Genomic DNA, 25,409 nt, shown 5'->3' on the forward strand with positions numbered 1-25,409 from the left:
TCAGGCCGCCTGGCGGTCCCAGCTCGGGAAGGGGTCTTCCAGCCTCAGCATCGACTGCGTCAGCCCCGTTGACGTGTTCCCGGTCAGGCAGGCGTCGAGCTCGGCGCGTATCGCCGCCTCGTCCATCTCCGGCCCGCCGATGAAGACCAGCTCCTGACGTCGGTCGCCCCAGGCCGTCGACCAATGCTTGCGCATCATCGACAGGAATTCCTCCGAGCCCGGCCAGCGCTCCCTGGGCACGGCGGCCCACCAGCGCCCCATGCCCTCGGTGCGGGTGATGCGGCCGGCAAGCGAATATTCGCCGACCCAGTATGGCCGGCTCGCCAGCCAGAAATGCCCCTTGGCGCGGATCACGCCGGACAGGCGCTTGCCCATGAATTCGTGGAGCTTCAGCGGGTGGAACGGCCTGCGCGCTCGGTAGACGAAGGAGCGGATGCCGTATTCCTCGGTCTCCGGCACATGGTCGCGGAAGCCGTAGAGCTCCTTGTGCCAGAGCGGATGGGTCTGCGACCTCTCCTCGCTGTAGAGCTTGGTATCCAGCACCTCGTCGAGCGGCACGCGGCCGAAATCGGCGTCGACGATGCGGGCGTCGGCATTGAGCCCGCGCACCACCTGCCTGACCTTCTCCAGCTTCTGCGGCGAGACCTCGCCCGCCTTGTTGATCACCACCACATCGGCAAACTCGATCTGCTCGACCAGTAGATCGACCAGCGTGCGCGCATCGCCTTCGCCGGCGGTCTCGCCGCGATCGCCGAGGAAGTCGCGGCTGTCATAATCATCGAGCAGATTGAGCGCGTCGACGACTGTGATCATCGTGTCCAGCCGCGCGACATCGTCGAGCGAGCGGTCCTCTTCGTCGCGGAAGGAGAAGGTCGCGGCGATCGGCAGCGGCTCGGCGATGCCGGTGCCCTCGATCAGCAGGTAGTCGAACTTCCTCTCCTCGGCGAGGCGGCGCACCTCGGTTAGAAGGTCGTCGCGCAACGTGCAGCAGATGCAGCCATTGCTCATCTCGACGAGGCTTTCCTCGGTCTTGGAGAGGTTGGCGCCGCCTTCGCGCACGAGATCGGCGTCGATGTTGACCTCGCTCATGTCGTTGACGATCACGGCGACGCGCTTGCCCTCGCGGTTGTTGAGGATGTGGTTGAGCAGCGTGGTCTTGCCGGCGCCGAGGAAGCCCGAGAGGACCGTGACCGGCAGGCGCCGATCGACGAGGAGGGAGGGGTTGGCCATCGGAAAGGTCCGGTCTGATGAAAGGTAATTTGTTACATTATAACATTACTTGAATGTCAACCGCCGTTCGTCTGGCAGCTCTCTGCCGATGCATCGTGGTTGAGGGGGTGTCAGGCCGGTATGTGCTGCGCCGCCGTCAGCGCCAGGAATGCCGCGGCCGCCTTGGCCAGGTAGCGCTCCTTGTGGCGCAGCGCGAGGAAGCGGCGCTTCGGCAGCGGCAAGGCGACAGTGGCGAGCCGCCCGGCCGCGATGGCGTTGGCGGCGACGAGGCGGGAGATCGCGGTGGCGCCTGCACCGGCGGCGACCGCGGCGCAGATCGCCTCGTTCGACGGCAGTTCGAGCGCCACAGCGAGATCGGCAGGCACGAGCCCGAGCCGGGGCAGCGCCGCCTCGAACATGGCGCGCGTACCAGAGCCGGGTTCGCGCAGCACCCACGCCGCCTGCTTCAGCGCGGAGGGGATCGGCGGTGCGCCCGTCCAGGGATGGCCGGTCTGCACGATAATCACGAGTTCGTCCTCGGCGACGGCGGTGATGGCAAGGGCGGGATCGTCGATCTCACCCTCGATGAAGCCGAGATCGGCCGCTCCGTCATGGATGGCGGCGCTCACCGTCTCGGTGTTGCCGATGGAAAGCGTGATGGCGATGCCGGGATGGGCGTGGCGGAATTGCTGGATCAGCGGCGGCAGCCAGTAATTCGCCACCGTCTGGCTCGCCATCAGCGCCAGCGAGCCGCGCGCCAGCCCGGAAAGATCGGAGAGCACCGCTTCCGCCGCCGCCGCGCGCGCCAGCACGGCGCGGGCTTCGGTCAGAAACAGCCGGCCCGCCTCGGTCAGCGCGATCCGCCGTCCGATGCGGTCGAACAGCCGGGTCGCATAGCGCGCCTCCAGCGCCGCGATCGCCGAGCTCACCGCCGACTGGGTGAGGTTGAGCGCGCGGGCGCCCTGCGTCAGGTGCTCGCGCTCGGCGACGGCGACGAAGATGCGGAGCTGTTCGAGCGTCATGCGCCGCAGCTTACGCGGCGAGCTTCACCAGCAGAAGGCTGAAGCAGGCGATGAACAGGAAGGCGGCGAGCCCAAGAAGGAGCGGGCGCAGGCCCTTGGCCTTGAGCTTGCGGATATCGGTTTCCAGCCCCATCGCGGCCAGCGCCATCGAGAGCAGGAAGGTGGTCGCCGTCACGATGCCGGTTTTTACGTCGCCGGGAACCGCGATCAGGCTGTTGAGGCCGACCATCGCTATGAAGCCGAGCACGAACCAGGGCATCGGCGCTTTGGCCTGCGTGCCGGCATCGCCGCCGCGGCGCGCCCGACGGGTGGCCATCAGGCCGAGCGTGATCACGACGGGGGCGAGCATCATCACCCGCGAGAGCTTGGCGACGGTCCCGAATTCGCCCGCCTGCTGCCCACCCTGGAAGGCGGCGGCGACGACCTGCGCGATCTCGTGGATCGAGGCGCCCGTCCACAAGCCGTAGGCGTGGGCATCGAGATGCAGCAGCCCGGGCAGCAGCGGATAGGCGAACATCGCGATCGAGCCGAAGACGGTGACGCAAGCCACCGCATAGGCGACGTCCTCGTCGGGCGCCCGCGTCACGGTGTTGGTCGCGATCACGGCCGAGGCGCCGCAGATCGAGCTTCCCGCCGCGATCAGCTCGGTCAGCTTCGGCTCGACGCCGATCCGCCGCCCGAGCCAGGTGGTGAACAGGAAGGTCGAAACCAGAGTCAGCCCGATCACGGCGATGCCGCTCAGCCCGACATCGAGCACCTGCGTCACGGTGAGCTGCAGCCCGAGCAGGATGATGGCGAAGCGCAGCACCTTGCGCATGGCGAAGGCGACGCCGGCCTTGGCGATTGCCGGCGTTCCCACAAGATTGTGGAAGCCGATGCCGATCAGGATGGCGAGGATCATCGGGCTGAAGCTGCCGACGCCCGGAAGCTGGCGCAGCGCGAAGCCCGCCCCAGCAATCACGGCGGCGAGCAACAGGCCGGGGCCGATGGCGAGCCAGGACGCGCCGGCCGTTGCCGGGACCGGCTGCGCGAGGCGTTGCGAGGCGTAAGAGGACATTGACCAGCTCTCCGATGCTGATCATGGAATAATTTTCTACCTTCGATCGATCCAACTCATAATATCGAATGAATCGTTCGATAAGATCGAACGGATACATTTACTCGCTGAGATACGGGTGTTCGCTGATTATGCGCAGAACCACCCCGTCATCCCGGGCTTGACCCGGGATCCATCGTAGGGCTCCGGAGCTTTGCGATGGATCCCGGATCTCCGCTGCGCTGCGTCCGGGATGACCGCGCTTCTATGAAAACGTAATGCGCTCTACGCCTCCGCCAGAAACGACAGATAGGCCGGATTCTCGCTCTCGCTCCAATAGGGATAGCCGAGCGCATCGAGGCGCTTGGCGAGCTGGCCGCGCTCGGCTTGCGGAATCTGGATGCCGGCGAGCACGCGGCCGTAATCGGCGCCGTGGTTGCGATAATGGAAGAGGGAGATGTTCCAGTCGGCCGAGAGACTGTTCAGGAACTTCAATAGCGCGCCCGGCCGCTCCGGGAACTGGAAGCGGAAGATCAGTTCGTCACCAAGCCCCGGCGCCTTTCCGCCGACCATGTAGCGGATATGCAGTTTGGCGAGCTCGTTGTCGCTCATGTCGAGGACCGGATAGCCGTGCTCGGCCAGCATCGCGATGATCTGGCGCTTCTCGGCCTCGCCCTCGTTGAGCTGCACGCCGACGAAGATGCGCGCGGCCTTCGCGTCGGAGTAGCGGTAGTTGAACTCCGTGATGGCGCGCCGGCCGAGCAGATGGATGAAGGCGCGGTAGCTGCCGGGCTTTTCGGGGATCGTCACCGCCAGCAGCGCCTCGCGCTGCTCGCCGATCTCGGCCCGCTCCGCGATATGGCGCAAACGGTCGAAATTCATGTTGGCGCCGCTGTTGATCGCGATCAGCGCGCCCGTCCGCTCGGCATGGCGCGCGGCATAGGCCTTCAAGCCGGCGAGGCTGACGGCGCCGGAGGGCTCGGCGATGGCACGGGTGTCCTCGAAGATGTCCTTCACCGCCGCGCAGATCTCGTCGGTCGAGACGGTGACGACCTCGTCGAGCAGCTCGCGGCAGAGCCGGAAGGTCTCCTCGCCCGCCTGCCGCACCGCGACGCCGTCGGCGAAGAGGCCGACCTGGTCGAGCACGATGCGTTCCCCCGCCGCGATGGCGCCGGCCATGGAGGCGGCGTCCACAGGCTCGACGCCGATCACCTTGATCTCCGGCCGTAGGAACTTCGCGTAGACCGCGACGCCAGCGGCGAGCCCGCCGCCGCCGATCGGCACGAAGATCGCCTCGATCGGGTCGGGGTGCTGGCGCAATATCTCCATGCCGACAGTGCCTTGCCCCGCGATAACGTCGGGATCGTCATAGGGGTGGACGAAGGTCAGGCCCTTCTCGGCCTCGAGCTTGCGGGCATGGCCGTAAGCCTCGTCGAAATTCTCGCCATGGAGCACGACGCGCCCGCCGAGGCTGCGCACCGCCTGCACCTTGATGTCGGGCGTAGTGCGCGGCATCACGATGGTGGCCTTGATGCCGAGCTTGCGCGCCGCCAGCGCCACGCCCTGTGCATGGTTGCCGGCCGAGGCGCAGATCACGCCGCGCTCGGTCGCCTCTGGCGCGAGCCAGGCGATCTTGTTGTAGGCGCCGCGCAGCTTGAACGAGAAGACCGGCTGCAGATCCTCGCGCTTCAGCAGGGCGCCGCCACCGATGCGGGCCGAAAGTCGCGGCAGCGCGTCGAGCGGGCTCTCGATCGCGACGTCGTAGACGCGCGCCCCGATGATCTTGCGGATGTAGTCTTGCATGGCAGTCCGTCCTTCCAGCCGGCGATAGTTCGCCCGGCCGGGATGTCAATCGCCGATACGGCGTGCGGCGCGGGGCTGCTCATGCGGGTCATGCGCCCGGCGGGATTGCCAAGCCTCCGGCAGGCGGCGAAACCGTTGCGCGAAACAAGGCGCCGCGAAGCGACGGCGTCACAGAGGTGGAGACGACGGATGAGCTGGGGCAATCGCGATTTCATGGTGCCGGGCCGCCCGGTGGCGGTCGGTGATCGCGGCATGGCGGCGACCTCGCATCCCGCCTCGACGCTGGCCGCCGTCGATATCCTGCGCGCCGGCGGCAACGCCATCGATGCCGCCATCGCCGCCGTCGCGGTCCAGGCGGTGGTCGACCCGCATATGACCGGCATCGGCGGCGACTGCTTCGCCATCTACGCACCGGCCGGCGGCAAGATGGTCGCGCTCAACGGCTCGGGCCGCGCGCCGGCCAAGGCCGAACTCGGCTGGTTCCTCGCCCAGGGCCTGACCGCGATCGCGCCGGATTCGCCCCACGCGGTCACCGTGCCCGGCGCCATCGACGCCTGGTGCCGCCTCGTCGAGGACCATGGCAGCAAGAGCCTGGACGAGATCTTCGCCGCGGCGATCCGCGCCGCCGAGGAGGGCTTCGTGGTGACGCCGCGCGTCGCGCTCGACTGGAACCGCTACAAGGGCCGCATCGAGAAGCATGGGCTCGGCAACGCCGTCTACCTGCCGGGCGGCAAGGCCCCGGCCATCGGCGACAGGATGGTCCATCCCGCGCTCGGCAAGACGCTGCGCCGCATCGCTCGCGAGGGCCGCGCCGCCTTCTACGAGGGCGAGATCGCCGAGGAGATCGTCGCGGTCCTGAACACGGCCGGCAGCGTGATGGCGGCCGAGGACCTAGCCACCGCGAAGCCGGACTATGTCGACCCGATCGGCGCCGACTTCCGCGGCCATCGGCTGTGGGAATGCCCGCCGAACGGCCAGGGCATCGCGGCGCTGCTGATCGCGCGCATCCTCGACGGCTACGACTTCAAGGGCGACAAGCTCAGCGAGGCCGACCGCATCCATCTCCTCGCCGAGGCGAGCAAGGCCGCCTATCGCCAGCGCGATGCTCTGATCGCCGATCCTGCCATGAGCCCCTTCGATACGCAGGCTTTCCTCTCGGATGAGTTCGTCGGCCGCATCCGCAGCCGGATCAGCATGGAGAAGGCGGCGGCGCCGGAAATCTTCGACATGCCGCTGCACAAGGACACGATCTATCTGTGCGTCGTCGACCGCGACGGCAACATGGTGTCCTTCATCAACTCGCTGTTCTCGGCCTTCGGCAGCGGCATCTATGCGGCGAAGGCCGGCGTCATGCTGCAGAACCGCGGTTCCGGCTTCCGCCTGATCGAAGGGCATCCGAACGCCATCGCGCCGCGCAAGCGCCCCTTCCACACCATCATTCCGGGCATGCTGGCCAAGGATGGCAAGGCGGTGATGCCGATGGGCGTGATGGGCGGCCAGTATCAGGCGACCGGCCATGTCCATTTCCTCTCCGGCATCCTCGATCGCGGCCTCGACCCGCAGCAGGCCTCGGACGCGCCGCGCAGCTTCGCCTTCGACGGCAAGCTCTCGCTGGAATCGACGATCGCAGCCGATGTCGCTGCCGACCTGAAGGCGCGCGGCCATGACGTGGTCTGGGCCGAGGAGCCGCTCGGCGGCTGCCAGGCGATCTGGGTCGACCATGCGCGCGGCGTGATGTTCGGCGCCTCCGACCACCGCAAGGACGGCTTCGCGCTGGCGGTCTGACGGCCGCTGAGCCTCAACCGCCGCATGCCCTGAAACCCCGTGCGCCCGCCGAGGCGCACGGTGTTTTTTTGGGCTCAGGCGGCGCCGATCGCGTTCGACGGCGTCTGGCGGTCGGTGATCTGCTGGCCGAACAGGCTGCCCGCCAGCTCGACGGCAAGCCGCGCCGTCTGTCCGCGATCGTCGAGGAAGGGGTTGAGCTCGACGATATCCATCGAGCGCACCAGCCCGGAATCGTGCAGCAGCTCCATCACGAGATGCGCCTCGCGATAGGTCGCTCCGCCCGGCACGGTGGTGCCGACGCCCGGCGCCAGCGGCGGGTCGAGGAAATCGACGTCGAACGAGACATGCAGCACGCCGTTGGCGGCCCGCACCTTCTCGATCACCTGGCGGATCAGGATGCCGACGCCATGCTCGTCGATGGCGCGCATGTCGGCGATGTCGACACCGCGGGCCTTCACCGCCGCCTTCTCGAGCGGGTCGATCGAGCGGATGCCGAACAGGCTGAGCTGCTCCGGCGTGATCGAGGCGCGCGGCTCGGCGCCGAGCAGGTCGTCGAGGCCGGCTTCGCCGCAGAGGAAGGCCGAGGACATGCCGTGCATGTTCCCGGAGGGTGAGATCGCAGGCATGTTGAAATCCGCGTGCGCGTCGAGCCAGAGCACGAAGAGCTTGCGGCCCTGCTCCTGCCAGTGCCTCGCGACGCCGTTGACCGAGCCCATCGACAGGCTGTGGTCGCCGCCGAGGAAGATCGGGGTGGCACCGGTGCGGGCGAGTTCATAGGCGCGGGCGCTCAGCGCGCGCATCCAGGCGGCGATCTCGTGGTAGAAGCGGGCATTCTCGGGCGCCGGGCCGTCGACGGCTCTGAGGTCGCGCGGCAGGATGTCCCCATGGTCCTCGACCGCATAGCCGAGCTCTTCCAGCACCGGCACGAGGCCGGCCGTGCGCAGGCCGGCCGGGCCCATCAGCGCGCCGCGGCGCGAGGCGCCGACCTCGATCGGGGCGCCGAGCAGGGCGATGCGGCCCTGGGAAGCGGGAGCGTTCGCGGAAGTGGCGGTCATGCTGGCGGTCCGTGAGTATGGTCTTGAAAGAGCGCTGCGCGCTGAATGCCCCGTCATTGGCGCATCGGGGCCTGCCTGTCGAGGCTCGCGCCTGCCTGACGATCTCGCCGTCATTCCAGGCTTACCCGAAATCCATCGTAGAGCGCGGTGTCCCGTGATGGATTCTGGATCGGCGCCGCTTGCGGCTTGTCCGGAATGACGGAGTCTTTCCGATGAAGGACGTATGCCCTAGCCGAGGCCGAGGACGCCGCGCAGCTTAGACAGGTCTTCGGCCAGCGTCGTGATCATCGCCGCGAGCGCCTTGCGGTCGGCCTCGCTCAGCTTGTCATAGGTCTCGAAGCCGCCATCCCCGAGCTTGTATTTCGCCAGCGTCTTGTCGACGGTCGCGAAATTCGCGTCGATCTTGGCCGCGAGCGCCTTGTCTTCCTTGGCGACGAGAGGGCGCAGCAGGTCGACGATGGTCTTGGCGCCGTCGACATTGGCCTGGAAGTCCCAGAGGTCGGTGTGGCTGTAGCCGTCCTCCTCACCGGAGATTTTGGTCGCCGCGACCTCCTCGATCAGCGCCGCCGCGCCGCCGACCATCTTGTCCGGCGGAACCGTCAGCCCCTTGATCCGGCCCTGCAGCTCGGTGACGTCAGCCAGCAGCTTGTCCGCGAAGGGGGCGAGGCCCTCCGTGCTGTTCCTGGCGAAGAGCCCGTATTCGATGCGGTGAAAGCCGGTGAACTCCGGGTCCTCCTCCTTCTTCTCATGGTCGTCGGCGCGCGAGTCGATGCTGCCGTCGAGATCGCTGAAGAGTTCGGCGATCGGCTCGATCTTCTCGTAGGAGACCCGCGTCGGCGCGTAGAGCGCCCTGGCCTTGGCGAGGTCGCCGGCCTTGACCGCATCGGTGAAGGTCTTGGTGTCCTTCACGAGCTGGTCGACGCCCTTCGAGACATAGATCTTGTACTCGGAGACCGGTGCCACGAGGTCGAGCGGCGAGGCAGCGAAGGCCGGTGCCGCCACGACGGTGGCGATCATGCCGGCGCCTGCCAGCCATGCGAAACGCAAGCTCATCCTAGTCTCCTGTCTTGCGGGGGGAAGTCGAAACCGATGCCGGGGCGATGCCGCGCGCGGCCGCGATCAGCCCGGCGCCGAGATGGCTGGCGGCATCGGGCACACCGGGCAGGGCGAAGAAATAGCCGCCGCCGACCGGCTTGATGTATTCCTCCAGCGGCTCGCCATCGAGCCGCTTCTGCACGGCGATGAAGCTGCGCTCCAGATCCTGCTGGAAGCAGATGAAGAGCAGCCCCATGTCGAGCTGGCCGGCGCGGGTGACGCCGTTGGAGTAATTGAACGGACGCCGCAGCATCCGGCTGCCTTCCGTCTCCGGCCGGCGCGGATTGGCGAGCCGGATATGGGCGTCGAGCTTCGTGCGCTTGCCTTCGGGATCGTCGGCATAGGCGGGCTCGTCGTATTCGCGCCTGCCGCCGAAGGGCGCGCCGCTCGCCTTCTCGCGGCCCATGATCGCTTCCTGCTCGCCGAGCGGCGTACGGTCCCAGCGCTCGACGAAATTGCGGATGATCCGCACCGCCTGGTAGCTGCCGTCATGGGCCCATTCCGGCTCGCCGGAGCCCGGCCGCACCCAGACGAGATGGTCCATCAGTGCCTGGTCGGTGGCGTCGGGGTTGGCGGTGCCGTCGCGGAAGCCGAGCAGGTTGCGCGCGCTTTCCGCCGGCTCGCCGGGCTTGGACTGGCGCACCGGCACGGTGCCCTCCTGCTTCCAGCGCAGCAGGATGAGGTCCGGCGCGTTCTTCAGGATGTCGCGGAGCGCATGGATGTTGGTATCGGCCGTGTTGGCGCAGAACTGCAGCAGCAGGTCGCCATGGCAGAGCGCGCCGTCGAGCGCGTCGTTGCGGAAGCGCTTCATCCGCTGCAGATGCTTCGGCTTGAGCGGGCCGAGGCTGAAGCGCTCGTCGAAGAGGGAGGCGCCGAGCGCCACGGTCACGGTGAGATTGTCCGGCGCGATGACGGGGCCGAGGATGCCGCTATCCGGCGGCGGGAAGCCCGGATCGGCTGTTGGAGCCGGCCCGCCCTGCATCAGGAAGGCGATGCGCTCGGTCAGGAGGCGCAGGAGCCGTTCGAGCTCGTCGAGCGAGGTCGCGGTGACGTCGAAGGCCGCGATGAGCCCGGTCGCCGGGCGCGGCGTGGCGATGCCGGATTGATGGACGCCGTGGAAGGGCTGGCGCTGGGCGGTGGCGTCGCTCTCGGGGGCCGTCGCCGGGTTCTGTGCCGGTTCGGTCGCCGCCTGCGCCAGCGAGGCGCCGCCGAGCGCTGCCGCGCCGCCGGTCAGCAGCGATCGCCGCGAGGGCGTGAATCCTTTGTCAGGCCGGGTCACGATTTGCGCTCCGTTTCAGGCAGCGCGAGCGCCCGACGCATGGCCGCGAGATTTTCGGAGAGGGAGAGGATCGCGCCGCGCGGCCTGGCATCGCCGGCAAGCGCGGCGAGTTCGACCTTCGTCCGCGCCGCCAGATCGGGGTCGATGCGCGCCGTCAGCGGCAAAAGCAGCCGCGCGATGTCCCTTGCCGCGCTGATGCCCTCGGGCGTGACCGTTTCCGCATCCTGAGGCGACAGGAGGGCGATCGCGCCGGCCAGCATCGTGTCCGGCAGGATCGTTCGCTGGCCGAGTGCGGCGCGAAACGCCTCGGCGGCCTGCCCGATCTCCGCAGGAGCCGTCGCCGTATCGCCTGCGAGGGCGTCCTGCACCTTTCCGTGGAGCGTTTCGAGTTCCGCGTCGCCCGCTGTCGCTGGCCGCAAGCCGGGCAGCAGCGCGACGGCATCCCGGCGAGCCTTGTCAGCGCCCTGTGCATCGCCCGCACTCTCAGCCTGCTCGAGAGCGTCGAGTGCCGCCCCGAGAGCGGCCGAGCGCTCGCTCAGGAAGGCGCGGTATTCGGCGGCGGGTCCGACCATGTCCATCAGCGTCAGGGCCGGGCGTGGTTGGATCGTCGAGGCCTGCACGATCAATCGGCCGCGCGGCGCGCTCAGCAAACCGCAGGTGATGGCGTATTCGCCTGGATGCAATTGCGTCGTCAGCCGCCGCGATTGGCCCGGCGCGATGTTCTCGCGCTCCTCCAGCACCATGACGCCGTCGAGAATCTCCCATTCCAGCACGCGCTCGCCGCGATTGGTCACGACGAAGCTCGCCTTGCCGGCGGGAATGGTCAGTGTCGCCGGCTCGCAAGTCCGGTCGGTGATCGCGACCGCGATGTCGGCGGTTCCCGCTTCGGCCGCACGCCGGCTGCCGGTGGCCGCCGCATAGACGAAGGCGGTGACGCCGCCGCCGACCAGCAGCAAGGTGACGGTGCCTGCCAGCCTCAAGCGTGGCGAGTGCCGGGTTTCGCGGCGCGGCGCGGCGGCTGCCGTCTGCTCCCGTCGGCCGCCGGCGAGGAACAGGACGAGCATCGGGATCAGGAAGGCGAAATAGGCGATCACTTCGCCGAGCGCAGCGCGCTCCTGGTAGCCGAAGAAGCCCGACAGAACCGCGCCGAGAGCGCTGTCGGCCGGCAGCACCTTGCCGAGGTCGTAGAGGGGCTGCTGGAGTTGATTCCAGATGCCGGCCTCGTGCAGGGAGCGCACGGCATTCGCCACGAGCCCGGCTGCGACGAACAGGATCAGGATGCCGGTCCAGCGGAAGAAGATGCGCAGGTTGAGCTTCACGCCGAGCGCGTAGATGGCGTAGCCGGCTACGACGGCGAGCAGGATGCCGAGCCCCGCGCCGAGCGCAGGCGCCCAGCCGCCGTTCTGCTGGAAGATCGCGAGCAGGAAGAAGACCGATTCCAGCCCCTCGCGCACCACGGCGAGGAAGGCGAGGCCGACCAGCGCGAGCCCGTGATGTGCACCAGAAAGCGCCGCGTCGACGCCGGCCTGCAACTCGCCCTTGATCGAGCGCGCCGCCTTGCGCATCCAGAAAACCATCGAGGTCAGCATCGCCGCTGCAATGAACCCGACGACCGCCTCGAAGAACTCCTGCCCGCGCTGGGGCAGTTCGCCCGCGACGATGTCGAGCGCGGCACCCGCCGCGAGGCTCACCGCGCAGGCGAGGCCGACGCCCAGCCAGAGCGCCGGCAGCCATTCGCGCCGTCCGGTCCGGACCAGATAGCTCGCGACGATGCCGACGATCAGCGCGGCCTCGATGCCTTCGCGGAGCATGATGAGAAACGGTACGATCACGGCGAGCCAGGCCCGGTTGCGCGTCGCGATCAGGCTATTCGCGGCGCAGACGTCTTGTGCCTAGGCAGCCGCAACGCAGGGGTCAACCAAATCCTTATAGTTTGGAACGATCGTAATCTATAGAAGCTGCGCCTGATACTTGAGGAAGCGCGACCAAATCATGCTTTCCATGTGCTCCGCCTTCTGAAAAAGCCGCCGTCATTCCGGGCTTGGCCCGGAATCCATCATAGGGCGTCGGAGCCCTCCGATGGATTCCGGATCGGCGCCGCTTCGCGACTTGTCCGGAATGACGCCGAAACGCATGAGCCGAGCCCCACCTCAGCGCCGCTTCAGCAGGATCATCTTCTCCTGCGTCATGTCATGCATGGTGTAGGGGATGCCGCCCGTGCCGTAGCCCGAACTGCGCCGCCCGGCGAAGGGCATCCAGTCGGTGCGGAAGGTGGTGGGGTCATTGACCATCACGGCCGAGGCGTCGAGCCGGTTCGCGGCCCGCAGCGCGACGTCGATATCCTGCGCGAAGATGCTGGCCTGGAAAGCGACGGGCAGCGAGTTTGCTCGCGCGATGGCGTCGTCGAGCTTGCCGTAGCGATAGATCGCGACGACCGGGCCGAAGACCTCCTCGGTGGAGATGCGGGCTTCCGCCGCCGGGTCGATCAGCACGGCCGGCTCCAATGTCGTCTCCGACAGGCGCTTGCCGCCGGTCGCGAGCCTGGCGCCACCCTTCACCGCCTCGTCGATCCAGGACGCCACGCGGTCGGCCTCCTTCGGGATGATCAGCGGGCCGACTTCGGTGTCCTTCAGCGTCGGGTCGCCGGTGCGCAGCTTCCTGACGCGCGCGACGAGCCGCTCGGTGAAGTCGTTGACGATGGCGTCGTGCACATAGATGCGCTGCGTCGACACGCAGACCTGGCCGGCATGGTAGTAGCCGCCCTTCACGATCGGCTCGATGACCGCGTCGAGATCGGCGCTCTTGTCGACGATCGCGGGCGCGACGCCGCCATGCTCAAGCGCCGAGCGGGCGCCATGCGCGAGCTTGGAGTGCAGGTACCAGCCGACGTTGGCCGAGCCGATGAAGCTGAGGAAGGCGATGCGCGGATCGGTCGCGAGCTTCTCCGCCAGCGCCGTCTCGGTGGGGACGAAGGTCTGGCACCAGGCTTCCGGCAGGCCGGCCTCATGCACCAGCTTGACGAAGTCGATGCAGGAGAGCGGCGTCGTGCCGGCCGGCTTGATGATGACCGGGCAGCCCACCGCGATGGCCGGCGCGACCTGGTGGACGATCAGGTTGAGCGGGTGGTTGAAGGCCGAAATCGCCGCGACGATGCCGATCGGCTCCTTGGTGGTGAAGGCCCAGCGGTCAGCCGCGGCGGCGGAGAGCCCCATCGGAATCTCGCGCCCGGCGAAGTTGCGCAATTCGTCGGCGGCATTGTTGACGCCGTCGACGGCGCGGTTCGCCTCGACGATCGCGTCGGGCAGCGGCTTGCCGCCCTCGCGCGCGATCTGCATGGCGAAATGGTCGCGCTTGGCCTCAAGCAGACCCGCCAGCTTGCGCAGGATCGCGATGCGCTGATGCGGTTTCAGCCAATTGTCGCGGTCCTTGAAGACCTCTTGCGCCGCCTTGAGCTTGCGTTCGAGCGCGGCTTCGTCGTCGGTCTCGATCTCGGTGATCGGGGCGCGGTCATAGGCTTGAACAACCTGAAGCATGGTTCTTTCTCCAGAATAAGACGTCTTGGCTTCTTCCTGCGAGCCCTCATCCTGAGGAGCCATTCCGACGGAATGGCGTCTCGAAGGATGCTCCATGAAGCTCCGGAACCGGCTGGAGCATCCTTCGAGACGCCGCGTGCCGCGGGTTCTCAGGATGAGGGCTGCCAGTTGGAGAAGGGCGTTTAGGCCAGATCGACGTCCGGCACCTTGTTGCGCAGTTCCTCGACGAGGACGCGCGTGTTTTCGGAATAGTCGATGGGGCAGTCGACGAGATGGACGCCGCCGCCTTTGAACGCGGCTTCCAGCGTCGGCACCAGCGCCTCGGCAGAGGTCACGCGCGAGCCCTTGGCCCCATACGCCTCGGCATAGCGCACGAAATCGGGGTTGCCGAAGGTCATGCCGTAATCGGGGAATTTGTCGACCGCCTGCTTCCAGCGGATCATGCCGTAGGCACCGTCGTTGAGCACGAGCACGATGAGGTTGAGGCCGAGCCTCACCGCTGTCTCCATCTCCTGCGAGTTCATCATGAAGCCGCCGTCGCCGCAGACGGCCATGACGCGCCGGCGCGGATGCAGCATGGCCGCCATCATCGCCGAGGGCAGGCCGGCGCCCATCGTCGCCAGCGCGTTGTCGAGCAGCAGCGTGTTGGCGACATGGGTGCGGTAGTTCCGCGCGAACCAGATCTTGTACATGCCGTTGTCGAGGCAGACGACGCCGTCCTCAGGCATCACCGCGCGCACGTCATGGACGAGCCGCTGCGGCGTCACGGGGAAGCGGTCCTCCTCGGCGCGGGCGTTGATCTTGGCCAGGATCTTCTGTCGCAGTTCCAGCATCTGCTTCTGCTCGGGCAGCTTGCCCTCGAGTCTGTCCGCCAGCGCGGTCACCGTGGCGCCGATATCGCCGATGACCTCGGCGTCGGGATGATAGACCTGTTCGACATTGGCCGACTGGTAGCCGACATGGATCACCTTCGGCCCTCCGGCATTGCGCATCAGGAAGGGCGGCTTCTCGATCGTGTCGTGGCCAACGGCGATGATAAGGTCGGCCAGCGCCACCGCCTCGTGGACATAGTCGCCCTCGGAGAGCGCGGCGGTGCCGATATAGAGGTTCGAGCCGCCGGTGACGGCGCCCTTGCCCATCTGGGTGTTGAAGAAGGGCAGGCCGGTCCGGCGCACGAAGGCGGAGAGGGGCTCGACGAGGCGCGGCCGGTTGCCGGCGGCGCCGATCATCACCAGCGGCCGCTTGGCGGCGAGGATCATCTCGGCCGCGCGGTCGAGCGGCACCGCAGAAGCGACCGGTTGGTCGAGCGGGTGCACCGGGATCAGCGGGATGTCCTCGATCTCCTCGGCGGCCACGTCCTCGGGCAGTTCGAGATGGACCGGCCCCGGCCGCTCCTCCATCGCGACGCGGAAGGCGTCACGTACCACCGAGGGAATGCTGGCAGGGCTGACGATCTGGCGCGTCATCTTGGTCAGCGGGCGCATCGAAGCGACGACGTCGACGATCTGGAAGCGCGCCTGCTTGGCGGTCATGATCGCCTTCTGCCCGGTGATCAGGATCATCGGCATCGCGCCGAGATGGGCATAGGCCGCCCCGGTCGAGAAGTTGAGGGCGCCGGGGCCGAGCGTCGCGATGCAGACGCCGGGCTTGCCGGTCAGCCGGCCATGCGTGGCGGCCATGAAGGCGGCAGCCTGCTCGTGCCGCGTCAGCACCAGCTCGATCTTCGATTTGCGCAGCGATTCGACGACGTCGAGATTCTCCTCGCCGGGAACGCCGAAGACGCGATCGACGCCCTCGTTCTCGAGCGCCTCGACCAGAAGATCGGAACCCTTCTTCATTGTCCGTCGCCTTTCCGTGGAAGCGGCCTCGCCTGAACGGCAAGGCTAGGCGTTCGACGTAGGAAGGCAACAGCGCAGCCGTCAGGCCGCCCAGCGCATGGCTGTTCTGCCGGGTGGTTTCAGGCCGCTTGCCGCAAGCCGACGAGGAACGGCGAGAGCGCGACGTCGCGGCCCTGCACCGTGACCAGCGTGTTGCAGGGCAGGGCCTGCCAGCATTCGCGGGCGGCATCGACCGGCTCCGAGGCGACGACGACGCTATCGGGCCGTGCGCAGACATAGAGGCTCGGCGGCTTGCTGTCGGAGGACCAGCGCACGGCATGGATCATCTCGCCATCCGCCAGTGCAGCCGCGCAGCGCAGCGGCTCGCGCGTTCCGGCTTGTTCCATCAGGGCGAGCACGTCGGAGAGCGCGGCGGCGAGCGCCTCGCCCGGTGCCATGCCGCCGGCGATATGGGCCAGGACAAGCAGGAAAAGCGCTTCGGAATCGGTCGTGCCGGCGCGGACGCTGTAGAGGGAATCCGGGATCAGGGCCTCGAGCCGCCTGCGGATCAGGCCGTAGCCGCCGATCTGGCCGTTATGCATGAAGAGGTAGCGGTCATGGACGAAGGGGTGGCAGTTCGCGCGCGTCGTCGCGGTGCCCGTGGCAGCCCTGACATGGGCGAAGAACAGGTGCGAGCGCACCTGCCGGGCGATCGAAAGCAGGTTCTCGTCCGACCAGGCCGGCCTGACCTCGCGGTACTGCCCGGGCTCGGGCCGCTCGCCATACCAGCCGACGCCGAAGCCGTCGCCATTCGTTCCGGTCTTGGCTTCCTCGGCGTGGAGCGACTGGTGGATCAGCGAATGGCAAGGCGAGGCGACGAAGTCCTCGAGAAAGACGGGGGCGCCTGAATAGGCGAGGAAACGGCACATCTCGGCCTCGAATCAGCCGGGTGGAAACGATCGAAGGGAATATTGTTCTCTGAATATGAATGCAGACATAACGAATTTTCTAGCGGCCGTTGGCCCGGACGACGAATGCGCCGCATTCTGTGGCGCGAAAATGGGCAGCCGCGCGGGTCCGCCTTTCGTCCAAGGGATAAGAGCCGCATAGTCTTGCGTGGCACGCACCGCTCCTATACCGATCCTGCCCGTAAACAGCGCATAATCACTGCCCGGAACGATGTATCCGGCGCGTAGCGCCTCTCGACGGGAGCGGGAATGTGAAGGGCCTCCTTGCAGTCAGCCGGGTCATCGACGCGGTCAATGGCTTCATCGGCAGAAAAGTCGCCTGGCTGATCCTTGCGGCAGTGATCGTCGCGACGGTCAACGCGATCATCCGCAAGGTCTTTAACGTCTCGTCGAACGCCTGGCTCGAACTGCAATGGATGCTGTTCGGCGCGGTCTTCCTGATGTGTGCCTCCTGGACGCTGCAGGTGAAGGAGCACATCCGCATCGACATCGTGAACAGCATGCTGCCGCAGCGCGTCCGCCAGTGGATCGAGCTGCTCGGCCACATCTTCTTCCTGATGCCGTTCTGCCTGCTGATCGTCTACCATTCCTGGCCGTTCTTCCTGCGTTCCTACGCAATCAACGAGCAGTCGCTCTCGGCCGGCGGCCTGCCGCAATGGCCGGCCAAGGGGCTCGTCCTCGTCGGCTTCGTGATGCTGACCTTCCAGGGCATCTCCGAGATCATCAAGCAGGTCGCGATCATCCGCGGCGATCTTGAGGATGCCGAGGTCGCCCTGGGCCACGCTGCGGCGGCCGAGGCGGAAGCCCAGCGTCTGCTCGAACAAGCCAAGGAACAGGGCCTCGCTTCGTGAGAGGCCCGCAAGAAGTCCGGAACCGTCCCATGCTCGCTCATCGCCTCTCGCGCGCCGCCGGCCTGCTGCTCGCGCTCACGATCCTCGCCTTCTTCAGCCTCCACACCGGCGACGCCTATGCGGCGGGCGGCGGCATCGGCGACTTCCTGCGCGTCAACATGGCGCCGGTGATGTTCGCCGCCCTCGTGGTCTTCCTGCTGCTCGGCTATCCCGTCGCCTTCGCGCTGGCCGCCAACGGCCTGCTCTTCGCGCTGGTCGGCATCGAGCTCGGCCTGTTCCAGGAGAACTTCCTGCAGGCGCTGCCGGAACGCATCTACGGCACGATGAACAACGACGTGCTGCTGGCGATCCCGTTCTTCACCTTCATGGGCCTGATCCTCGAGCGCTCCGGCATGGCGGAAGACCTGCTCGACACCATCGGCCAGCTCTTCGGGCCCGTGCGCGGTGGCCTCGCCTATGCGGTGATCTTCGTCGGCGCGCTGCTGGCGGCCACCACCGGCGTCGTCGCGGCGTCCGTGATCTCGATGGGCCTGATCTCGCTGCCGATCATGCTGCGCTACGGCTACGACCGGCGCCTTGCCTCCGGCGTCATCGCGGCCTCGGGCACACTCGCCCAGATCATTCCGCCCTCGCTCGTCCTGATCGTGTTGGCCGACCAGCTCGGCCGCTCCGTCGGCGACATGTATGAGGGCGCCTTCATCCCCGGCCTCGTGCTGGCCGGTCTCTATGCCGGCTATGTCTTCATCATCACCATGATCGCGCCTTCGCGCGCGCCGGGCCTGCCGCCCGAGGCGCAGACGCTGCGTGACGCCGATGGCCAGACGCGCCGGCTCTCGCTGCTCGTCATCACCATCCTCTCCTTCGCCATCGCCTACGCCTATATGAAGCTGTTCACCAAGGTGACGGCGGGCTCGGACTTCGTTGTGCTGACGATGTCGATCGCGGTCGGCGTGTCCTTCGTTATCGCGCTGCTCAACAAGCTTCTCGGCCTCAAGCTGCTCTCGCGCATGGCCGAGCAGGTGGTGTTCGTGATGGTGCCGCCGCTGGCGCTGATCTTCCTCGTGCTCGGCACGATCTTCATCGGCGTCGCCACGCCGACTGAAGGCGGCGCCATGGGCGCGGCGGGCGCGATCCTGCTCGCCTGGGGCAAGAAGCGGATGACCTTCGACCTGCTCCGGCAGGCGGTCGAATCGACGGCCAAGCTCTCGTCCTTCGTGCTCTTCATCCTGGTCGGCGCGCGCGTCTTCTCGCTGACCTTCTACGGCGTCAACGGCCATGTCTGGGTCGAGCATCTGCTAGTCGGGCTGCCCGGCGGCGCGACGGGCTTCCTGATCGTCGTCAACGTGATGGTCTTCCTGCTCGCCTTCTTCCTCGACTTCTTCGAACTCGCCTTCATCATCGTGCCGCTGCTCGGCCCCGCGGCGGAGAAGCTCGGCATCGACCTGATCTGGTTCGGCGTCATCCTCGGCGTGAACATGCAGACCTCGTTCATGCACCCGCCCTTCGGCTTCGCCCTGTTCTTCCTGCGCTCGGTCGCGCCGAAGAACCCCTACAAGGACAAGGTTACCGGCAAGATGATGGAGCCCGTCACCACCGGCCAGATCTATTGGGGCGCCGTGCCTTTCGTGGTGATCCAGTGCATCATGGTCGCGCTGGTCGTGCTCTTCCCGCAGATGGTCATGCACTATAAGGCCTCCGCCATTCAGCTCGACCAGAAGGCGATCGACAAGCAGTTCGACTCGATCCAGATCCCCGGTCTCGGCGGTCCGGGTGGCTTCGACTTCAACGCGCCGCCGTCGATCGGCGCGCCGCCCAAGCCGTAAGGCAGGCTGCGCCATGGGGGCTGTCGTCGGTCGAGGGGTCGCCGCGATCCTGGTCGCCGCCTCGGCGATGGCGCCTGCCAGTGCCTGGGCGGCGGGCGATATCGGCGGGGCGACGATGGGCGGCGGCTGGGCACTGCCCTTCGCCGGCATGCTGCTCTCGATCGCGCTCGGTCCCGTGCTGTTCCCGCATCTCTGGGAGCTGCACTACGGCAAGTTCGCGGCCTTCTGGGCCCTGCTCACGCTGGTGCCGCTGGTGTTGCTGCGGGGGCTCGATCCTGCTCTCGGGGCGCTGCTCCATACCGCGCTGCTCGACTACGTTCCCTTTATCATCCTGCTCTTCGCGCTGTTCACGATCGCGGGCGGCATCCTGATCTCCGGCAATTTGCACGGCACGCCGCTGACCAACACGGTGCTGCTCGCGATCGGCGCCGTGCTGGCGAGCTTCGTCGGCACGACGGGCGCCTCGATCATCATGATCCGGCCGGTGCTGCGCGCCAATGACGCCCGGCGCTTCAACGTCCATGTCGTCGTCTTCTTCATCTTCCTCGTCTCGAACATCGGCGGCTCGCTGACGCCGCTCGGCGACCCGCCGCTCTTCCTCGGCTTCCTGCGCGGCGTCGACTTCTTCTGGACGACGACGCATCTGTTCCCCGGGACCGGCTTCGCGGTCCTCGTGCTGCTGGCGCTGTTCTACGCGCTCGACAGCTGGTTCTTTCGCAAGGAGGAAGGTGCTCCGAAGCTCAAGGACCCGACGCCGGACCGGGCCATCAAGCTCTGGGGCAAGGTCAATATCCTGCTGCTGGGCGGCGTCATCGCCGCGATCCTGATATCGGCCAACTGGAAGCCGGGCGTCGCCTTCACCGCGCATGGCGTGCCGGTCGAGGGGCAGAACCTGCTCCGCGATGTGATCCTGCTCGTTCTCGCAGGCCTCTCGCTCCGGCTGACGCCGAAGCCGGTCCGCGCCGGCAACGAGTTCAGCTGGGGGCCGATCAAGGAGGTCGCCAAGCTCTTCGCCGGCATCTTCGTCTGCATCATCCCGGTGCTGGCGATGCTGCAGGCGGGCCGCGAGGGCGCCTTCGCGCCACTGGTCGGCCTCGTCACCAACGCCGACGGCAGCGCCAATACCACCGCCTATTTCTGGCTGACCGGTGCGCTCTCCTCGTTTCTCGACAACGCGCCTACCTATCTCGTCTTCTTCGAACTGGCGGGCGGCGATGCCAGGGAGCTGATGACCAGCGGCGCTCTGACCTTGGCGGCGATCTCGGCCGGTGCCGTCTTCATGGGCGCGAACAGCTATATCGGCAATGCGCCGAACTTCATGGTCTACGCCATCGCCAAGGACCGCAAGGTCGCGATGCCCAGCTTCTTCGGCTACATGCTCTGGTCGGGCGCGATCCTGATCCCGCTGTTCGTGGTGCTGACGCTGCTGTTCTTCTACTAGGCGAGGGGCGTCATACCGCACGCGCCGCAGCATGCAGTTCTGCTGCGCAGATGCGGGACCGTCCTACGGAAGGGGCGCCTCTTTCTGCGCGCGGTCCCGTGTCTGCGCAGCGGCACTGCGCGTCGCAGCGCGCACGGGAAGACAGCGACGTTATGGCCGCCCGGCCGGAACGCCTTCCCTGATCTTCGCGGAGAATAGCGGGTCGTCGAGCGAGAGCGTGCGGGCGTGGTCGCCGATGCGGGCAAGGCGCACGAGTTCGTCGAGCGGGATGTCCTGCCGGATCGCGCCGATCTGCTGGAGATAGCCCGGCAGATATCCGGAGAGCAGGACACGCGGATCGAGCGGCAGCGAGAATTTCCAGCCCGGCGCGACGCTGCCGACGAGGTGGTAGACCACGGTCGTGCAGTTGGTCGTCAGCGTATTGTACCAGCGCGGCTTGGCCGCGAGGTCGTTGATATCCGCGATATAGGCGAGCAGCAGGTCGCGTGCCTGTGTAGCAGAGGCGCTGAGGCGGAAGAGGCGGGCATCCTCGCGCCGGGCATGGGTGCGCAGCCCGACGATGTCGCGCTCGTCTGCAGCCACATAGGCCATCTCGTAGCTGCGGAAGAAGCCGGCGAGAGCGGACCAGTCCTCGCCCTTCTCGCGGCGCACCTCGATCGAGAAGGTCAGCGGCACCGAATCCGAGAAGGTGAAGCTGACCAGGAGATGCGCGATCGCCTCGCCCGACCAATAGGTCAGGAAGACGTCGGCGCCGGTGATCGCTGCGAAGTTGTAGCGGCGCGTCTCCCAGCGCTGGTCGTAGTCCTCCTCCGTGCGCCAGCGGAAATGGCGCAGGTTCGAGACGGTCAGCGCATCGCCCTCGCGCGCGATTGTCGGTAAACGCGCGAGTTCGGGAATCCAGTCGCGGTCATGCGAGGGCTGGAAGCTGTTCCACCAGGAGAGCAGGCCGACGAAGACCATGACGAAGCCGAGCGGCAGGCGCGCGTCGCTCGTCCAGACGCCGATGAGGCCGGCCAGTGCCGCGATGCCGAAGCCGATCGCCGCGACGATCGCCATCGCGCCCGAAAGGCGGAACAGCAGGAAGCCCGCGCCCCAAAGCGCGGCGGCGAGGATGGCGAGGGTCAGGAGGAGCTTCAGCACAATCAAAAAGAGGCGGCCCATGGCCGCCTCTCGTAGCACAGGTCGGACGCCTTGGCGTCAGGCCGCGAGGTAATTCGTCGGTGCCGCCGCCTTCACCGCATCGTCGACATGGTCCTCGAACTTGGCGAAGTTCTTGGCGAACATGCCGACGAGGTTTTTAGCGGTCTCAGCGAAGGCGGCTTTGTCGGCCCAGGTCTTCACCGGGTAGAGGATGTGCGGCTCGACGCCGGGCACCGAGCTCGGCACCGCGAAGCCGAAATACGGATCGCGGCGGAAATCGGCGCGGTTGAGCGAGCCGTCGAGCGCAGCCGAGAGCAGGCGGCGCGTCACGCGGATCGGCATGCGCCGGCCGGTGCCGTATTGGCCGCCGGTCCAGCCGGTATTCACCAGCCAGCAATCGACATGGTGCTTGTCGATGAAGTCGCGCAGCAGATTGGCGTATTCGGAAGGGTGCCGCGGCAGGAAGGGCGAGCCGAAGCAGGTGGAGAACTCGGGCTCGACGCCGGTGAGGCCGCGCTCGGTGCCGGCAACCTTGGCGGTGTAGCCGGAGAGGAAGTGATACATCGCCTCGGCCGGGGTCAGCTTGGCGATCGGCGGCATCACGCCGAAGGCGTCGGCCGTGAGCATCACGATGTTCTTCGGGATGCCGGCGCGGCCGGTGCGAGAGGCGTTGGGGATGAAGTCGAGCGGATAGGCCGAGCGGGTGTTCTCGGTCTTCGACTGGTCGTCGAAATCGACCTCGCGCGTCACCTTATCGAGCACGACGTTCTCCAGCACCGTGCCGAAGCGCAGCGAGGCGGCGTGAATCTGCGGCTCGGCCTCGGCCGAGAGGCGGATCGTCTTGGCGTAGCAGCCGCCCTCGAAGTTGAAGATGCCTTCCTTCGACCAGCCATGCTCGTCGTCGCCGATCAGGGTGCGGTCGGGATCGGCGGAGAGCGTCGTCTTGCCGGTGCCGGAGAGGCCGAAGAAGATCGCGGAATCGTCCTTGGGGCCGACATTGGCCGAGCAGTGCATCGGCACCACGCCCTTGGTCGGCAGCACGTAGTTCAGATAGGTGAAGACCGATTTCTTCATCTCGCCGGCATAGGCGGAGCCGCCGATCAGCACGATCTTGCGGGTGAAGTCGATGGCGATCACGGTCTCGCTGCGGCAGCCATGGCGCTTCGGATCGGCCCGGAAGCTCGGCAGATCGACGATCGTCATCTCCGGAACGTAGGCGGCGATCTCGTCGCGCGCCGGGCGGATCAGCAGGTTGCGGATGAAGAGCGAGTGCCAGGCCATCTCGGTATAGACCCGCGCCTTGACGCGGTGAACCGGGTCGGCGCCGCCATAGAGATCCTGCGCGAACAGCTCCTTGCCCTCGGCATGGGCCAGGAAGTCGGCGAGCAGGGTCTCGAAATGCTCGGGGCTCAGCGCATTGTTGTTGTCCCACCAGACGGTGTTCTCGGTCAGCGCGTCGCGCACCGTGAACTTGTCCTTGGGCGAGCGGCCGGTATGCGTGCCGGTGTCGGCGCAGAGCGCCCCGCCGCGTGCGAGCCGGGATTCGCTCCGGCTCAGCGACTCCTCGTAGAGCTGTGGCGCTTCGAGATTCCAGTGCACGGCCTTGAGCTTGCGGAAGCCGAAGCCCTCGGCACCATGGGCGGCATTGAACTGACCGATCGTGTCCACTGAATTCCTCCAAGGCCGGCCGTTGCTGTGGGCGGCCCATTGTCGAAACGAATACGCCGGGCCGGCGGAAGGCCCGGGCGTCGAGGCGGAGGCCATGAGGCCTTGCCCGGTCTTTAGAGCCATGATGCCTCAGGCTCAAGTCATTGGAAAAGCCCGGCCTCTTCGGATGTTTTGCTAAATCGATTGAAAGTCGACTGTGGTAAATCCCCGGATCGTGCCGGGCGGGCATGATACGGTCGGCGACCCGCCTTGGCCCACGGCACCGTCAGGCGGCCTGCGCCCGCGCCTTGCCTGCGAGTTCTCCGAGAATCCGGCGCAGGGCCCCAGGGCCGTCGACGGAGGCAGGGAAGGGCAGGCGCAGCGCGGCGCTGCCCAGCGCCATGTCGAGTCCGTCCGGGTCGAGGCCGATGGCGCGCCAGTTGCCCGCCTTCGCGCCGAGAAGCCGCGTCGCATAGAGCCCTATCGCATCCTTGTGATCCTCGTTCATGTGCTCGACCGCGCCTTCCTCGACATCGGCGAGGGCGGCCGCATGGGCCGGATCGCTCATGAGATCGGCGGGGGAGGGCGCATAGGCCCGGGCGAAGCCGCCATTGAGACTGACGCCCTCGATCGCCAGGGCAAAGAAGCTGAAATCGGGGAAATCGGCGTAAAGCGCGGATTTCGGCTGGCGCGCCAGATAGCGGCGGCGAATGCGGACGCCCTCCGGTGCCTCGCGGTCGATCTTGCGGGCGCTGACCTTCAGGGTGAGGCGGGCATGGGCGAGCGGGTCGCCCTTGCCGCCGGGCGAGATCAGCAGCGAGGCGCGGGGATCGGCGGCGAGGTTGCGGGTATGGGCGGCGAGGCCTGAGATCAGGATGACGGGCGCGCCGTCGATGTCGGTGGCGAGCCCGACCAGGCTCGCCGAGGGGTAGCCGTCCGGCCCGATCGTGGCCAGCGCGGCCGAGCGCGCACCGCGCAAGAGCCCCTTGGCCTCGCCGCGAACGGCATCGTCCATCGGCTGGATCACGTCTTTGGCCATGGAACCTCTCTTCGGTTTTCGGCTTGTGATACGGGGACATAGGCAAATCGCCACGCTCGGGCTAGATTGCCGCCACGCTTTGGCCTCTCTCGCACGAGAGTGAGCAGATTTATTGCAACGAGCCGAAGAGGCCTTTGACTTATGCCAACGATTGCGCTGGTCGACGACGACCGCAACATCCTGACGTCGGTTTCCATCGCCCTCGAAGCGGAGGGCTATCGCATCATGACCTATACGGACGGCGCCTCCGCTCTCGACGGGCTGAAGCAGAACCCGCCCGACCTCGCGATTTTCGACATCAAGATGCCGCGCATGGACGGCATGGAGCTGCTGCGCCGCCTGCGCCAGAAGTCAGACCTGCCCGTGATCTTCCTGACGTCGAAGGACGAGGAGATCGACGAGTTATTCGGCCTGAAGATGGGCGCCGACGACTTTATCCGGAAGCCGTTCTCGCAGCGCCTGCTGGTCGAGCGCGTCAAGGCCATCCTGCGCCGCGCCGGTGCCAAGGACGCGACCGCGACCCCACGGGCCGAGGACGCCAAGGCGCTGGAGCGCGGCCTGCTGCGTATGGACCCCGAGCGCCATACCTGCACCTGGAAGGGCGAGCCGGTCACGCTCACCGTCACCGAGTTCCTGATCCTGCAGTCGCTGGCGCAGCGCCCCGGCGTGGTGAAGAGCCGCAACGCCCTGATGGATGCGGCTTATGACGACGAGGTCTATGTCGACGACCGCACCATCGACAGCCACATCAAGCGCCTGCGCAAGAAGTTCAATCAGGTCGATGTCGATTTCGACATGATCGAGACGCTCTACGGCGTGGGCTATCGCTTCAAGGAAGTCTGAGGCAAGGAAGGCTGGGGATTCGC

At 67.1% G+C, this 25,409-nt stretch carries 19 protein-coding genes and 1 pseudogene; 5 read left to right on the forward strand and 15 right to left on the reverse strand.

Features of this window, described 5'->3' with window-relative positions; genetic code table 11:
• The 4 genes from NWE53_RS23065 to ilvA form a co-directional block, all read right to left on the reverse strand.
• Positions 1–1,230 (reverse strand): GTP-binding protein, encoded by a 1,230-nt coding sequence (locus NWE53_RS23065; RefSeq protein WP_265051668.1) that lies wholly within the window; start codon positions 1,228–1,230, stop codon positions 1–3.
• Between the two features lie 110 nt (positions 1,231–1,340).
• Positions 1,341–2,231, reverse strand: coding sequence for a LysR family transcriptional regulator (locus NWE53_RS23070; protein ID WP_265051669.1), 891 nt, complete (start codon positions 2,229–2,231; stop codon positions 1,341–1,343).
• Between the two features lie 10 nt (positions 2,232–2,241).
• Positions 2,242–3,288 (reverse strand): YeiH family protein, encoded by a 1,047-nt coding sequence (locus NWE53_RS23075; protein WP_265051670.1) that lies wholly within the window; start codon positions 3,286–3,288, stop codon positions 2,242–2,244.
• A 264-nt stretch (positions 3,289–3,552) separates the two neighbouring features.
• Positions 3,553–5,070, reverse strand: a complete 1,518-nt coding sequence (gene ilvA / locus NWE53_RS23080) for a threonine ammonia-lyase, biosynthetic (RefSeq protein WP_265051671.1) — start codon at positions 5,068–5,070, stop codon at positions 3,553–3,555.
• Positions 5,071–5,259: 189 nt separating this feature from the next.
• Here ilvA and ggt point away from each other — a divergent pair, with 189 nt between their 5' ends.
• Positions 5,260–6,855, forward strand: coding sequence for a gamma-glutamyltransferase (gene ggt / locus NWE53_RS23085; protein ID WP_265051672.1), 1,596 nt, complete (start codon positions 5,260–5,262; stop codon positions 6,853–6,855).
• A 74-nt stretch (positions 6,856–6,929) separates the two neighbouring features.
• Here the strand turns inward: ggt and rocF are convergent, their stop codons facing one another.
• The 8 genes and pseudogenes from rocF to NWE53_RS23125 form a co-directional block, all read right to left on the reverse strand.
• A complete protein-coding gene (gene rocF, locus NWE53_RS23090; protein ID WP_265051673.1) occupies positions 6,930–7,910 on the reverse strand; it encodes an arginase in 981 nt (326 codons plus the stop codon).
• Between the two features lie 228 nt (positions 7,911–8,138).
• Positions 8,139–8,963: an iron uptake system protein EfeO gene (gene efeO / locus NWE53_RS23095; RefSeq protein WP_265051674.1), complete on the reverse strand. Its 825-nt coding sequence runs from the start codon at positions 8,961–8,963 to the stop codon at positions 8,139–8,141.
• 1 nt (position 8,964) lies between these two features.
• Entirely contained in the window at positions 8,965–10,287 is a 1,323-nt protein-coding gene (gene efeB, locus NWE53_RS23100) for an iron uptake transporter deferrochelatase/peroxidase subunit (RefSeq protein WP_442865052.1), read from the reverse strand.
• Complete coding sequence (locus NWE53_RS23105; protein WP_265054990.1) at positions 10,281–11,348, reverse strand: cupredoxin domain-containing protein; 1,068 nt, start codon at positions 11,346–11,348, stop codon at positions 10,281–10,283. The genes efeB and NWE53_RS23105 overlap by 7 nt, the downstream gene beginning before the upstream one ends.
• A pseudogene (gene efeU / locus NWE53_RS23110) lies at positions 11,331–12,116 on the reverse strand (iron uptake transporter permease EfeU); the annotation flags it as partial. The gene NWE53_RS23105 and the pseudogene efeU, both read right to left, overlap by 18 nt.
• A gap of 318 nt (positions 12,117–12,434) precedes the next feature.
• Positions 12,435–13,817 (reverse strand): aldehyde dehydrogenase family protein, encoded by a 1,383-nt coding sequence (locus NWE53_RS23115; protein WP_265051676.1) that lies wholly within the window; start codon positions 13,815–13,817, stop codon positions 12,435–12,437.
• Between the two features lie 182 nt (positions 13,818–13,999).
• Positions 14,000–15,655, reverse strand: coding sequence for an acetolactate synthase large subunit (locus tag NWE53_RS23120; RefSeq protein WP_265051677.1), 1,656 nt, complete (start codon positions 15,653–15,655; stop codon positions 14,000–14,002).
• A 119-nt stretch (positions 15,656–15,774) separates the two neighbouring features.
• Complete coding sequence (locus NWE53_RS23125) at positions 15,775–16,563, reverse strand: class II glutamine amidotransferase (RefSeq protein ID WP_265051678.1); 789 nt, start codon at positions 16,561–16,563, stop codon at positions 15,775–15,777.
• A gap of 290 nt (positions 16,564–16,853) precedes the next feature.
• Here NWE53_RS23125 and NWE53_RS23130 point away from each other — a divergent pair, with 290 nt between their 5' ends.
• The 3 genes from NWE53_RS23130 (at position 16,854) to NWE53_RS23140 (ending at position 20,717) form a co-directional block, all read left to right on the forward strand.
• Positions 16,854–17,453 (forward strand): TRAP transporter small permease subunit, encoded by a 600-nt coding sequence (locus tag NWE53_RS23130; RefSeq protein ID WP_265051679.1) that lies wholly within the window; start codon positions 16,854–16,856, stop codon positions 17,451–17,453.
• A 158-nt stretch (positions 17,454–17,611) separates the two neighbouring features.
• Positions 17,612–19,276, forward strand: coding sequence for a TRAP transporter large permease (locus tag NWE53_RS23135; RefSeq protein WP_442865053.1), 1,665 nt, complete (start codon positions 17,612–17,614; stop codon positions 19,274–19,276).
• Positions 19,277–19,289: 13 nt separating this feature from the next.
• The gene (locus NWE53_RS23140) at positions 19,290–20,717 is read left to right on the forward strand and encodes a sodium:proton antiporter (protein WP_442864885.1); all 1,428 of its coding nucleotides are present in this window, start codon (positions 19,290–19,292) and stop codon (positions 20,715–20,717) included.
• Between the two features lie 150 nt (positions 20,718–20,867).
• Here the strand turns inward: NWE53_RS23140 and NWE53_RS23145 are convergent, their stop codons facing one another.
• From NWE53_RS23145 to NWE53_RS23155, 3 genes are all read right to left on the reverse strand, one after another.
• Positions 20,868–21,878: an Lnb N-terminal periplasmic domain-containing protein gene (locus tag NWE53_RS23145; RefSeq protein WP_265051680.1), complete on the reverse strand. Its 1,011-nt coding sequence runs from the start codon at positions 21,876–21,878 to the stop codon at positions 20,868–20,870.
• A 36-nt stretch (positions 21,879–21,914) separates the two neighbouring features.
• Positions 21,915–23,525, reverse strand: a complete 1,611-nt coding sequence (locus NWE53_RS23150) for a phosphoenolpyruvate carboxykinase (RefSeq protein WP_265051681.1) — start codon at positions 23,523–23,525, stop codon at positions 21,915–21,917.
• Between the two features lie 265 nt (positions 23,526–23,790).
• Entirely contained in the window at positions 23,791–24,543 is a 753-nt protein-coding gene (locus NWE53_RS23155; protein WP_265051682.1) for a HugZ family pyridoxamine 5'-phosphate oxidase, read from the reverse strand.
• 141 nt (positions 24,544–24,684) lie between these two features.
• Here NWE53_RS23155 and NWE53_RS23160 point away from each other — a divergent pair, with 141 nt between their 5' ends.
• Complete coding sequence (locus NWE53_RS23160; RefSeq protein WP_265051683.1) at positions 24,685–25,386, forward strand: response regulator transcription factor; 702 nt, start codon at positions 24,685–24,687, stop codon at positions 25,384–25,386.
• The last annotated feature ends 23 nt before the right edge of the window (positions 25,387–25,409 follow it).

This window comes from Bosea sp. NBC_00550 (genome assembly GCF_026020075.1).
In the GTDB taxonomy this organism is placed as follows: domain Bacteria; phylum Pseudomonadota; class Alphaproteobacteria; order Rhizobiales; family Beijerinckiaceae; genus Allobosea.